This window comes from Streptomyces sp. CA-106110, assembly GCF_050936285.1.
Taxonomy (GTDB): Bacteria; Actinomycetota; Actinomycetes; order Streptomycetales; family Streptomycetaceae; genus Streptomyces.
The window spans coordinates 5,894,558-5,907,072 of sequence record NZ_JBNJNB010000001.1; the positions used below are offsets into that span (position 1 = coordinate 5,894,558).

Annotated in this window: 8 protein-coding genes and 1 pseudogene; 6 read left to right on the top strand and 3 right to left on the bottom strand. The window is 71.0% G+C overall.

Features of this window, described 5'->3' with window-relative positions; translation table 11 throughout:
- The first annotated feature begins 159 nt into the window (after nt 1–159).
- Entirely contained in the window at nt 160–900 is a 741-nt protein-coding gene (locus tag ACQEXA_RS27175) for an SLATT domain-containing protein (RefSeq protein ID WP_359395682.1), read from the top strand.
- Between the two features lie 121 nt (nt 901–1,021).
- On the opposite strand, the gene ACQEXA_RS27180 is transcribed toward ACQEXA_RS27175, so the two are convergent.
- On the bottom strand, nt 1,022–2,572 hold the full coding sequence (locus tag ACQEXA_RS27180) for a PstS family phosphate ABC transporter substrate-binding protein (protein ID WP_433134630.1): 1,551 nt from the start codon (nt 2,570–2,572) through the stop codon (nt 1,022–1,024).
- A 258-nt stretch (nt 2,573–2,830) separates the two neighbouring features.
- Here ACQEXA_RS27180 and ACQEXA_RS27185 point away from each other — a divergent pair, with 258 nt between their 5' ends.
- Entirely contained in the window at nt 2,831–3,790 is a 960-nt protein-coding gene (locus ACQEXA_RS27185; protein WP_433131331.1) for a transposase, read from the top strand.
- On the opposite strand, the gene ACQEXA_RS27190 is transcribed toward ACQEXA_RS27185, so the two are convergent.
- The gene (locus ACQEXA_RS27190) at nt 3,685–4,953 is read right to left on the bottom strand and encodes an ISL3 family transposase (protein WP_432920608.1); all 1,269 of its coding nucleotides are present in this window, start codon (nt 4,951–4,953) and stop codon (nt 3,685–3,687) included. The genes ACQEXA_RS27185 and ACQEXA_RS27190 overlap by 106 nt on opposite strands.
- A 168-nt stretch (nt 4,954–5,121) precedes the next feature.
- Here ACQEXA_RS27190 and ACQEXA_RS27195 point away from each other — a divergent pair.
- Nucleotides 5,122–5,571: pseudogene (locus ACQEXA_RS27195) on the top strand (RNA-guided endonuclease InsQ/TnpB family protein); the annotation flags it as partial.
- A gap of 6 nt (nt 5,572–5,577) precedes the next feature.
- On the opposite strand, the gene ACQEXA_RS27200 reads toward ACQEXA_RS27195, so the two are convergent.
- Complete coding sequence (locus ACQEXA_RS27200; RefSeq protein WP_433131333.1) at nt 5,578–7,485, bottom strand: protein kinase domain-containing protein; 1,908 nt, start codon at nt 7,483–7,485, stop codon at nt 5,578–5,580.
- A 327-nt stretch (nt 7,486–7,812) separates the two neighbouring features.
- On the opposite strand from ACQEXA_RS27200, the gene ACQEXA_RS27205 reads away from it, so the two are divergent.
- From ACQEXA_RS27205 to ACQEXA_RS27215, 3 genes are all read left to right on the top strand, one after another.
- Complete coding sequence (locus ACQEXA_RS27205; RefSeq protein ID WP_433131335.1) at nt 7,813–9,168, top strand: aspartate aminotransferase family protein; 1,356 nt, start codon at nt 7,813–7,815, stop codon at nt 9,166–9,168.
- 135 nt (nt 9,169–9,303) lie between these two features.
- Nucleotides 9,304–9,993, top strand: coding sequence for a GntR family transcriptional regulator (locus ACQEXA_RS27210; RefSeq protein WP_359395775.1), 690 nt, complete (start codon nt 9,304–9,306; stop codon nt 9,991–9,993).
- Nucleotides 9,990–12,446 (top strand): dolichyl-phosphate beta-glucosyltransferase, encoded by a 2,457-nt coding sequence (locus ACQEXA_RS27215; protein ID WP_433131338.1) that lies wholly within the window; start codon nt 9,990–9,992, stop codon nt 12,444–12,446. The genes ACQEXA_RS27210 and ACQEXA_RS27215 overlap by 4 nt, the downstream gene beginning before the upstream one ends.
- The last annotated feature ends 69 nt before the right edge of the window (nt 12,447–12,515 follow it).

The window sequence follows — 12,515 nt, forward strand, 5'->3', positions numbered from 1 at the left end:
GCGCTGAAACCCGGGTGCTCGCCACCCATGGGCGGTAGGAAGGGTCCGCCGCCTCAGCACCATGCGTCACCTGAGCAGTGCGAAGCGTGCACGGAGCGGGGGACGCGCGCACTGCGGAGGGTGCATCGCGGAAGTCATGCCGTATGTAGGGAGTGCCGGGTGAGCCAGCCGGAGATGCAGCCCGAGAGTCCGCTCCAGGACGGGCGGGGCGAGGGTGCGGCGGGGCTGCGGCCGGACGACCTCACGGGAGGGCCGTTCCCGCACGGCGACTGGGGGGAGCCCGCGCAGCGGCTCGACGAGCTGTACCGGTGGGTGGAGGACCGGGCGCTGGAGACGGTGGCCTGGTATCTCGCGAACCGGGTGTGGAAGCGGCGGGGGGCGCTCGCGCTGCGTGTGGGTGCGGCGTCCGGTGCCGTGTGCGGGGCCGCGCTGCCGCTGCTCGAGCTGACCGGGGCGGTCGACGGGGTCGCACCCTGGGCTTATCTGTCGCTGCTGCTCGGGGTGTCCTGTGTGGCCGGGGACCGGTTCTTCGGAGTGACGTCCGGCTGGATAAGGGACGTGGCGACCGCTCAGGCCGTGCAACGGCGGCTCCAGGCCCTGCAGTTTGACTGGGCGACCGAGAGCGTGCGGGAGGTGCTGGGGCCGACGGAGGGGACCGCCGGGGAGGCGGCGGAGCGGTGCCTGTCGGTCCTGCGGCGGTTCTCGGAGGACCTGACGGAACTGGTACGGGCGGAGACGGCGGACTGGATGGTGGAATTCCGGACGAGGTCGGGCCCCCTGGGCATCCAGTCGGTGGGGGCGGCCGCGCCGCGGGGGGACGTACTGGCGCTGGGGAGGTTGGCGCCGCCGAACGGGACCCGCCCGAACATGCCCCGGCAGCGGCCACCCGAGCCGAGGTGAGCGCGCCGACACGGGCCCAACGCCCCACCAGAACCAGGCGCGTACCGCAGAGGCCCGACGCCCGCCGGCAACACGCCTCCGCATCGGCCCGGCAACACCCTGGCGCAGTCCCTCGTACGGGTCAGCTTCCGCCGTCGTCGTCGCACAGCGGCAGCACGGCCGGCGCGGAGCACGGCAGGTTGCCGTGGCTGCGGATCACGGTCTCGCCGACGCTCTGGCCGAGATAGGCGAGGAAGCCGGCGGCCAGGGAACCAGCGGGCGGGTGACCGTAGGTATAGGCGTACTCGACCCCGCGGTACGGGTAGTCGCTCCTGCCGTACTCGATGTCCTGGACGGAGGCCACGGCGCCGCCCAGGGGGACCCGGCGCAGCCCCTTGTGGCCCAGGGCGAAGTTGAGCTCGCTGTAGCCGATGGCGCCCGGGATCGCGGCCACCTTGTCCAGCACCTCCTGCGTGGAGTCGAGTTCGCAGCGCATGACCGGGGCTGTCCTGTCGTCCTTGTGGAGGCAGTCCAGCGACGTGCTGGGGACCCGCTCCCAGCTGCCCAGCACCCGCCGCTGGAAGATCTGCCGCGTGCCGGAGTCGGCGTTGCGACTGACGAGCACCACGGGCAGATTCGGCAGATGCGGGTCGAGTTGCCTCCAGCGGGTGATCTGCCCGCGGTAGATGCGGCGTACGTCGGTCAGCGACAGCCCGCGCCCGAGATCGAGGCCCTGGTTGACGACCAGGGTGAAGGCCAGCACCGCGACCCTGTTCCCCTCGAGGTCACGGGACTCGCCGGCGGTGGGCCCGTCGGAGAACGCGATCATGGACGGGGACCTCTTCGACTGGGCGCCCCGGGCGGCGAGTTCACCCACACCCGCCTCGCTGCCCCGCGCGTCCACTTTGATGTCGGAGCCCTCGCACTTCTTCTCGTACTGCTTCGCCACTTCCCGCACCACAGGGGCAAAGGCCGTCGAACCCGTGATCGCCAGGGAGCCGCTGGCACATTCGATGGGGGGCGGGTTGTCGTCCCGGGCGATGACGATGCCGGCGAGCGTGACGACGCTGAGCGTGAGCGTGATGCTGATCAGCCGGGCGGCGCGGCTGAACAGCGGCGGCTTCTCGTCCGGGGTGGCGCTGCGGTTCGGGTGCACCTCGCCTTCCCGGATGCCGCCGATGAGCCGTATCTCGCGGCCCACATCGCCGCCCGACAGCAGCACGAGCAGCTTGAAGTGGTCGCCGCGGTTGAGCGGGACCCGCGGGATGCGCAGCGTGTTGCCCTCGTACCCGAAGCCGCGATCCGGGATGAAGTGGTCCATGAGGTGGTCGGCGTCAGTCGGCTGCGTGACCGAGACACCGCGGATGGTGCGGTCGGTGAACACCGCGGTCAGACCGTGGATTTCGGGGCCGGTGTAGTCGTCGCGGTCGATGCCCTGCGAGCCGTCGTTCTCGATGCGCAGGAGGACGAGCGTCGCGTCCACCATGCCCGGGTCCTCGTCGAAGAGGCCGAGGCGTCTGTTCGCACGGCCCGAGCGGACGTCGTCGCCTATCGGGTTGTCCATCTGGACGCGATAGCCGATGCGCTTGCGGCGCGGCACCCGGCGTTCGTACCAGACCATGACACCGGAAGCGACGATGCCGAGCACCGCGGTCCCCACGGCCACGACGTTCTCTGCGCTCAACCACTCCACCGTGGGTCCCCCGCTACTCACCGGAGCCGATCGTGCGGTCACCGTACGGCCCGTCGGCGAAAACCCGCAGGGGCCCTCCGCCGAAGTTCATGTGACGTTCAACGGGTGGGCGTACGTGGGAGTTCAGCATGCTTCCTGCGAGGAGCCCCGGGGTTTACGCCCGGGAGGAGTCGCATCCTCAAGCGGGCGGCACGGAGTGCCGCAGCCTTCGTCGTCGCGGAGCGCTGTACGGCTGGGTCCGGGATGAGGGAAGTTCCGGTGTTCGAATGCGCGGGCTCGGTGGGGCTGGGTAGCGTCGCGGGTGTGAAGCTGGTGGTGCAGGTGAAACTGCTGCCGACGCCCCTGCAGGCGGCGGCGCTTGAGGCGACCCTGCGCGCCTGCAATGAGGCCGCCAGCTGGGCCGGCGGCGTGGCGTTCGAAAAGGATGTGAAGCGGAACTTCGCGCTGCGCGAGCACACCTACGGTGAGATCAAGGCTCGGTGGAGGCTGGGTGCGCAGGCCGCCCAGCACGTGATCAAGAAGACGTGCGATGCGTACGCCGCGTTGAGGGCGAACCTGAAGGCTGGGAATCTGGGCAAGCCCGGCTCGAAGCGCTATCGGAAGGCCACCGGGAAGCCGATCACCTTCCGGCCGGACAGCGCGCAGCCGTATGACGACCGGATGCTGTCCTGGCAGATGGCCGAGCGGCGGATCTCGATCTGGACCGTGCACGGGCGGATGCGGGACGTGGCGTTCACCGCCGGTGGGGAGCAGTTGGCCGCCCCGGCCCGATACCGCAAAGGCGAATCCGACCTGCTGGTGCGGGACGGCATGTGGTTCCTGCAGGCCACCTGCGAGGTCCCCGAAGCCGCGCCGAACAGCGATCCGGTGGACTTCCTCGGCATCGACCTGGGCATCGTCAACATCGCCACCACGTCCGACGGCCAGCTCATGGCCGGGCGGGCGCTCAACCGGATCCGGGTCCGGGAACGCACACTGCGGGCCAAGCTGCAGAAGAAGAACACCCCGTCCGCCAGGCGCCGGCTGAAGAAGCGGCGACGCAAGGAGGCACGGCGGGCGCGGGACATCAACCACAAGATCGCGAAACATGGCTCTCCCGGCATCGGTGTGGGTCAGCCGGTGCGAGTTGGGGGGCGCTCCCAGGGTAGGACGAGGGTGATGGGTCCGCAGGTGAGCATGACCAGGGAGAGTGCGGCTGTGGCGGTGTGGAAGCCGTAGGCGCGTCGGACCAGTAGGCGGACGTGGTTGTTGAGGCCCTCCGCCCGCCCATTGTTGATCTTCATGCGGATCGAGGCGAGGATCCCGTCGCGGAACTTGCGGATGGTCTTGGCGACCTTGATGAAGGCGGGGAGCTGGGAACGCTGGGCCTGGGAGGTCCAGCGGTCGATCAACTCGGCGGCCTCGTCGGCGTTCAGGTCGCCGGCGAAGATGGCCCGGAAGGACTCCTTGAGGCGGTAGGCCCGCCAGATGCCGCCGCCTTTGCGGCGGAGCTTGCGGAGTGTGGATGCCTGTTCGTCGGTGAGGTTCTCCGGGTTCTTGAGCAGCGACCAGCGGGCGCCCTTGAACTTCTTCGCTCCTTCCTGGTCGCCGAGCCCGCGCATCTCGTTCCAGGCTTCGCGGCGCACAGTGTCCAGGGCGTCGCCGACGAGCTTGACGGCGTGGAAGGGGTCGATGCAGATCGCGGCCTGCGGGGCGTGGCCCTTCTCGCGGACGCTCTTGGCGAAGGCCGGGCCCATGTCCATGCTCACCGCGGCCAGTCGTGCGGCACGCTCGGGGCCGAGCTCGGCGAAGAACCGGTCGAGCGTCTCGCTGTCCTTGCCCTCGGCGCCCCAGACGATCTTCTTCCCGGTGTGGTCGGCGACCAAGGTGAGGTAGTTGTGGTGCTTCTTCCAGCTCACTTCGTCGACGCCGATGGCGACCAGGCCGTCGAGCCGGTCGGTGTCCAGGCCGTCGGTGACCACGCGGGCGCAGATGCGGCCCACAGTGTCCCAGTCGACGCGCTGCAGGCGGGTGATGGTGGTCTTGTCGGTGCGGGTGGCCAGGTAGGCGACGACGTCCTCGAAGTCTCGGGTGAAGCCGGAGCGGTGCCTGGCGAAGGGGACGGCCTCGATCTTGACACCGTGCTGGGGACAGTCCAGGCGGCGAAGGTTTGCACGCAGGACCAGGCCCCAGCGGCCCAGGTCCAGATGCCGCCAGCAGGAGGAGACCGGCCGGGTGTCGTACCGCGACGCAGCGGTGAAGTCACAGCCAGCCTCCGGGCAGACCAGACGCCGACGGGTCAGCACCACGTCCACGATCACGCGGTCCTCGCCGAACGACACGTCGGTGACGCTCGCGCCGGGAAGGTCCAGAAGGCGGTTGAATGCAGTGGTAACGCGCACGGCGCTGGCTCTCCGGCAGGTCAGGACGGTCTTCGACAACCTCCAAACCTACGGTCCACCCCGTGCGCGTCCTGCATTCCACCGCCCTGGGACGGAACCATCCAACCCGGTCAACACATTGACGCCGAGATCACACCCAGTCACCCACACCCATACCCGGAGAGCCCGAAACATGTGGTGGCCGAGGCAGAACGCACCGGTCGCGGGATCGCCCTGGAAGATCTGACGGGCATCCGCGAGCGGGTACGGCTTCGCAAGCCCCAACGGGCCACCCTGCACAGCTGGGCCTTTCACCAGCTCGGGCAGTTCATCGCGTACAAGGCCCGCCGGGCCGGGGTGCCGGTGGTGTACGTCGATCCGGCGTACACCTCCCGCACCTGCGCCGAGTGCGGCCACCTCGACAGAGCGAACCGGGTCTCGCAGGCCTGGTTCGCATGCCGGTCCTGCGGCGTCGTTGCGCACGCGGACCACAACGCCTCCCGCAACATCCGCGCCCGCGCACGGCAGTTGTGGCGACGCGGGGTGCAGTCAACCACCCCAGCCCCACCCCCGAGACAACCGGGTGGAGTAGGACGCAAACACAGCGCCACAGCCAGTGGCGACCGTTGTGCAAGCCCTGTCGCTTCAGCGACGGGCAGTTGCCCCCCCCTTCGCGTACGTCAGGGACTCTCCGGTGCTGGTGTTCAGGCGTTTGAGGCGGCCGTCCGGGAGGATCGTCAGCTCGGTGGCCTGGCCCGGGGTGCAGGACGAAGCCGGCCTGCCGACCGTGACCGTGGACGGGCCGATCTCCAACGGGCTCCCTGCGGTGGGCTTTTCGGCCAGCTTCGCCTGGAAGACGCAGTGGTACGTGCCGCTGCCGGGCGGGCCGTCCGCCGTCAGGGAGAGCACCGTGTCGCCCACCTTGCCCTGCTGGACGACCAGTTGGCGGGTGCTGTGCCCACCGGCGTTGTCGATGGCGGCGTTCCAGGTGCCGAGGTAGGCCGAGGGGACGGTGCCGGCGGCCTGTGACTGCGAGCCGGGGCTCGCGCTCTTCGAGGCCGAGGGCGCCGGCATGGTCGGGTGCTGGGTCGTGGGCGCCCCGGCGGTGTGCGAGGGGCCCGCGGCGCCCTTCGTACCGTGCCCGTTGCCCCGCATCAGCGCGTACACCGATCCGCCCGCGCCGAGTGCGACGACCAGGGCGACGGCGACCAGCACGGCGGTGGAGCGGCGGTTCCCGCGTCGGGACTGCGGTTCCAGGTCGCCGTACGGCACGGACCGGTACGGCGGGACCGGGCCGGGGGCCGGCGTACCGGTCCAGCCGCCGGCGTTCTGCGGGTCGCCGTGCACCGGGGGCTGAGGGTGCTGCTGCGGGTGACCGTAGGCGGGTGGGGCACCCGGCGCGGGCGTGTGGTCGGGACCGGCGGCCTGGACGGGCAGCCGGTCGGGGACGGCGGGCGCACCCGGCGCGGGCGCCGCGTCGGCCGCGGCGGCGTGCTCGGGAGCGACCTGCGGGTCCGGGAGCCGCTTGGTCAGGTCGACGGGGTCCTGCGGGGCGCCGGAATCGCCCGTCCTGGGCCCCGGAAGGGTGGCCTTCACCGCGTCCTGCGGATCCTCCGCGTCCAGCAGCCGCACGGCATGGCGGCCGAGCTGGGCGACCAGGGAACCGGGCAGCCAGGGTTCCCGGCTCCGGCCGTCCGAGACCGTGTCCTCCGCGCCGATCCGCTCCAGGATCTGCGCGGGCGTGGGCCGGGCTGCTGGGTCCTTGCGCAGACAGTCCCGTACGAGAGCGGCGAGTTCCTCGGGCATGCCGCTCAGTTCCGGTTCCTGCTGCGCGATGCGGAACATCAGGGCGTGCACGCCGCTGTCGACGGTGCCGAAGGGAAAGGCGCCCGTGGCGGCGTAGGTGAGGACGGACCCGAGGCAGAAGACGTCGCACGCGGGTGTGATGCGGTCGCCGCGCACCTGCTCCGGCGACATGAACCCGGGCGATCCGACGAGCGCCCCGGTACGCGTGAGCCAGGCGCCGGTGAGCGTCTCCATGGCGCGGGCGATGCCGAAGTCGATGACCCGCGGCCCGTCGATGGTGACGAGGACGTTGGAGGGCTTGAGGTCGCGGTGGATCAGCCCCGCCGCGTGGATGTCCTGAAGGGCGTGGGCGAGACCGGCGGCCAGCACGCGCACGGAGCGCTCCGGCAGGGCGCCGTGGTCCTGCGAGACGACGGTGTGCAGGGTCAGGCCCGCCACGTACCCGGTGGCGACCCAGGGGATGTCGGCCTCGGTGTCGGCGTCCAGGACGGGCGCCGTCCAGTGCCCGCCGACCCGCCGGGCGACCTGCACCTCGTGCCGGAAACGCGCCCGGAACTCCTCCTGCTCGGCCAGCTCCCGCCGGACGAGCTTCACCGCGACGGTGCGGCCCCGGTCGGAGCGGGCCAGATACACGTTTCCCATACCGCCGGCCCCGAGCCGCCTGAGCAGCCGATAGGACCCGGCACTCCCCCGGAGGTCCGTTCCGGGAGCCGTCCCCACCGGATCCCCCGCCTTCGGCTTGTCCATCGCCGTGTCACCTACCCCCCTGATTCCCCCTGCGTGCGACAGCCCGAGGATAATGCCGCCGTACGGGGAGTCTGTCAGGGTGGTGTCTACGGTTCCGTAACAGGCCGGGCGGACGGCTTCCGGTCCGCAGAAGGCGTCCGTACGCGGCGGACCTCGGCGAACACCTGGTGGCGGGCAGTGCGGGGCGTGGCCCGCCCGGATCCGGTACCCGGCGCGGGGCAGGCCTGCCCCGGGCGGCATCCATACGACAACCTGTCGCGGAAAGTCCCCGACCGCAGACAGGACGCCGATGTCGCGCCCGCACCGCGGACACCTACGCTTCGGCGCATGACCCCTCAGACCGACCCTCAGGCCGGTGCCGCCGTCAAGGCCGCGGACCGTGCGCACGTCTTCCACTCCTGGTCAGCGCAGGATCTCATCGACCCGCTCGCCGTCGCCGGTGCGGAGGGGTCGTACTTCTGGGACTACGACGGCAACCGCTACCTGGACTTCACCAGCGGCCTCGTCTTCACGAACATCGGCTACCAGCACCCGAAGGTCGTCGCCGCGATACAGGAGCAGGCCGCCACCCTGACCACGTTCGCGCCGGCCTTCGCCGTCGAGGCCCGCTCGGAGGCCGCCCGGCTGATCGCCGAACGCACCCCCGGCGACCTCGACAAGATCTTCTTCACCAACGGCGGTGCCGACGCGAACGAGCACGCGGTGCGCATGGCGCGCCTGCACACCGGCCGGCCCAAGGTGCTGTCCGCCTACCGCTCGTACCACGGTGGCACCCAGCAGGCCGTGAACATCACCGGCGACCCGCGCCGCTGGGCCTCCGACAGCGGCTCCGCCGGGGTGGTGCACTTCTGGGCGCCGTTCCTGTACCGCTCGCGCTTCTACGCCGAGACCGAGCAGCAGGAGTGCGAGCGGGCGCTCGAGCACCTGGAGACGACCATCGCCTTCGAGGGGCCGGGGACCATCGCCGCCATCGTCCTGGAGACCATCCCCGGGACGGCCGGGATCATGGTCCCGCCGCGCGGCTATCTCACGGGTGTCCGCGATCTGTGCGACAAGTACGGCATCGTCTTCGTCCTCGACGAGGTCATGGCCGGGTTCGGGCGCACCGGCGAGTGGTTCGCCGCTGACCTCTTCGAGGTGACCCCGGACCTGATGACCTTCGCGAAGGGCGTGAACTCCGGCTATGTGCCGCTCGGCGGCGTCGCCATCTCCGGCAAGATCGCGGAGACCTTCGGCAAGCAGCCCTATCCGGGCGGTCTGACCTACTCCGGGCACCCGCTGGCCTGTGCCGCGGCCGTGGCCACGATCAACGTGATGGCCGAAGAGGGCGTCGTCGCGAACGCGGCGGTCGTCGGTGCGCAGGTCATCGAACCCGGGCTGCGCGAGCTGGCCGAACGGCACCCGTCGGTGGGCGACGTGCGCGGTGTGGGCATGTTCTGGGCCCTGGAACTGGTGCGGAACCGGGAGACCCGGGAGCCGCTCGTGCCGTACAACGCGGCCGGTGAGGCGAACGCGCCGATGGCCGCGTTCGCCGCCGCCGCGAAGGCCAACGGTCTGTGGCCCTTCGTGAACATGAACCGCACGCACGTCGTTCCGCCCTGCACCGTCACGGAGGCGGAGGCCAAGGAGGGCCTCGCGGCCCTGGACGCGGCGCTGGCCGTCGCGGACGAGTACACCGCGTAGCCGGTCCGGCGGGGAGCCATCGCGCCGGCCCCCGCCACAGGCGCCGCATACGGCACTCGTGCAACCCCCACCGCGTAAGGTGACGTGCTCGATGAGGAACACGGAACCGTACGCGGATGGGGGATCCAGACCACGATGCCCGGCAATGGCACCGTTACCCGTAGCACCCTGCGGCAGCAGATCGCGGACGCGCTCCGCGACGAGGTGCTGGCCGGCCGGCTGCAGCCGGGCCAGGAGTTCACGGTGAAGGAGATCGCCGAGCAGTACGGCGTCTCCGCGACCCCCGTCCGCGAGGCGCTGGTCGACCTGTCGGCCCAGGGTCTCCTGGACGCCGTGCAGCACCGCGGTTTCGAGGTGCACGCCTACTCCCTCGACGACTATCGCGAGATGATCGAGGCCCGCAGCCTCGTGACCGACGGAATCTTCCGCCACCTCATCGAGGGCGGCGGGCGCATCGCGGTGGACCTCCCGGGCCTGCCGGCCGCCCTCGGGGCGGTGCGGCGGCGCGGCGAGGAGGCCCAGCGCGCCGCGGCGGCCGGCGAACTGAACATCCTGATCGGCTACGACCTGCGCTTCTGGCGGGAGCTCAGCTCCCTGTACGGCAATTCCTACCTCGGCGACTTCCTGCACCGGCTGCGCGTGCAGACCTGGGTCTGCACGGTCCAGCACCTGCGCAAGGCCACCGACCTCAGGGGCCGGCTCTGGGCCGGGCACACCGAGCTCGTGGACGCGCTGGCGCGCCGCGACCCCGCCACGGCGCAGTCCGTGGTCGCCGCGTACAACGCGCACTCCCTCGCGCTGCTCGAAAGACGCGCTGCCGGATGAGCGCGACGCAGGCCACCGACGTCATACAGGACATGCGGGCCACCTCCATCGACCTGTCCGTCGTCGTCCCCGCCTACAACGAGGAGGAACGCCTCGGACCCACCCTCGACGCGATCGAGGGGTATCTGCGCGAGCACGAGGGCCGCTTCGGCGAGTGGGAGGTCGTCGTCGTCGACGACGGGTCCACCGACGGCACACGGGACATCGTCGCCGCGGTCACGGTCCGCGACCGGCGCGTGCAGCTCCTCACCAGCCCCCGCAACCGCGGCAAGGGCCACGCCCTGCGTCTGGGCGTCCTCGCCTCCTACGGCCGCCGGGTCCTGATCACGGACGCCGACCTGGCGGCGCCGATCGAGGAGCTGGAGGCCCTGGAGAAGGCGCTGGCCGACGGGCACTCGGCGGCGATCGGCTCCCGCTCGGCACCGGGGGCGACCATAGAGCGGCACCAGAGCCTTCTGCGCGAACTGCTCGGGCGCGCGGGCAATCTCCTGATACGCGGGATCGCCGTGCCGGGCATACGCGACACCCAGTGCGGCTTCAAACTCTTCGACGGCGACCGCGCCCGCGAGGCGTTCACCGGGTCCCGGCTCAGTGGCTGGGGCATCGACGTGGAGATACTCCAGCACTTCCGGCGCTCGGGCTGGCCGGTCACCGAGGTGCCGGTGCGCTGGGCCCACCAGCCGGGTTCCAAGGTCCGCCCCCTCGACTACCTCCGTGTGCTGGCCGAACTGGCCGGCCTGAAGATCCGCTCCGTGCGCCCCGCGGACCTCGTCGCCGTCGCCGTGTTCCTGCTGATGTCGGTGGGCCTGTACTCGGGCCGCTGGGCCGACCCGGGCCACCGCTACCTCCCGGACTCGCTCCAGGACCAGAACCAGTGGGAGTGGTTCTTCGCGGTGACGGCCGACAACGTGGCCCATCTCCGCAACCCCCTCTTCACCACGCTGCAGGGCTTCCCCGACGGCGTGAACCTCATGGCCAACACGGTGATGCTGGGCCTGACCGTCCCCCTGACGCCGGTCACGCTGCTCCTCGGTCCCGCGGTCACCCTCGCGCTGGTGATGACGCTGGGCCTCGCCGCGACGGCCGCCGTCTGGTACCGGCTGATCGTGAAACGGGTCGTACGGCACCGGGGTGCCGCCTTCACCGGTGCGGCGCTCGCGGCCTTCGCGCCCCCGATGGTCAGCCACGCCAACGCGCACCCGAACTTCACCGTCCTGTTCATGATCCCGCTGCTCATCGAGCGCGCCCTGCGCCTGTGTTCGGGTACAAGGGTCGTCCGGGACGGGGTCGTCCTCGGGCTGATGGCGGCGTATCAGGTCTTCCTCGGCGAGGAGCCGCTGCTGCTGGCGTCCCTCGGCATGGCGCTGTTCGCCGCCGCGTACGGGGTCGTGCGCCGGGACGTGGCGAAGAAGGCCTGGCAGCCGCTGCTGAAGGGGCTGGCGATCGGCGCGGCGGTGTGCCTGCCCCTGGTGGCGCTCCCCCTGTACTGGCAGTTCTTCGGTCCGCAGAGCTACAAGAGCGTTCTGCACGGCGACAACGCGGGCAACAGTCCGCTCGCCCTGCTCTCCTTCGCCGAGCGCTCGCTGGTCGCGGGCAACGAGGTGACCGCGAACGCCCTGTCGCTGAACCCCACGGAGCAGAACGCCTTCTACGGCTGGCCGCTGGTGGGCCTCGCCTTCGCGATCACCGTGCGGCTGTGGGACCGCGCCCTCGTCAAGGCGCTCGCGTTCACGGCGGTGGCCGCCGCCTTCCTGTCCCTGGGTCCCCGATTCCGGATCCCGCTCAGCCAGACCACTCTCCCGGGCCCCTGGGCCCTGCTCGCGGACAAGCCCCTGTTCGAGTCGGTCATCGAGGGCCGGGTCGCGATGATCTGCGCGCCGGCACTGGGCATGCTGCTGGCCGTGGCGATCGAGCGGCTGCTGCGCACGCCGAACATCGCGAACCAGTTCATCGGCCTGACCGCGGTCGCGGCGGCGCTCATCCCGATCCTGCCCGCCCCGCTGAAGACGGTGGAGCGCGCCAAGGTGCCGGCGTTCATCGCGGACGGGACGTGGAAGTCCTACGTCGGCAAGGACGAGACGCTCGTGCCGATCCCGCTGCCGGACTCGGGCAACGCGGAGGCCCTGCACTGGCAGACCGCGACCGGCCTGAAGTTCAGTGTGCCGGGCGGCTACTTCAACGGCCCCTACGGCAGCGACCGCATCGGCATCTACACCGCGCAGCCCCGCTACACGTCCAGCATGCTGCGGGACGTCAGCTTCACCGGAGTGGCCCCCACCATCGGCAAGAACTGGCGGGCACAGGCGCGCGTCGACTTCGCGTACTGGAAGGCGGGTGCTCTGGTGCTGGCCCCGCAGCCGTACCAGGACCAGCTGCGCCGGGCCGTGGACGCGCTCGTGGGGCGGCCGGGTAAGTGGGTGGGCGGCGTATGGGTATGGGACCTGCACGGTTGAGACACCCCGGCTTCGCGCCCATTACGCTGCCTGAACCACGCCTGCACCACTCCGATAACCCGAGGAGCT

Bases quoted from the DNA above. Each gene is read 5' to 3' on its own strand.
- ACQEXA_RS27215 (WP_433131338.1), top strand. From the start codon at position 9,990: ATGAGCGCGACGCAGGCCACCGACGTCATACAGGACATGCGGGCCACC.
- ACQEXA_RS27205 (WP_433131335.1), top strand. From the start codon at position 7,813: ATGACCCCTCAGACCGACCCTCAGGCCGGTGCCGCCGTCAAGGCCGCG.
- ACQEXA_RS27210 (WP_359395775.1), top strand. From the start codon at position 9,304: ATGCCCGGCAATGGCACCGTTACCCGTAGCACCCTGCGGCAGCAGATC.
- ACQEXA_RS27200 (WP_433131333.1), bottom strand. From the start codon at position 7,485: ATGGACAAGCCGAAGGCGGGGGATCCGGTGGGGACGGCTCCCGGAACG.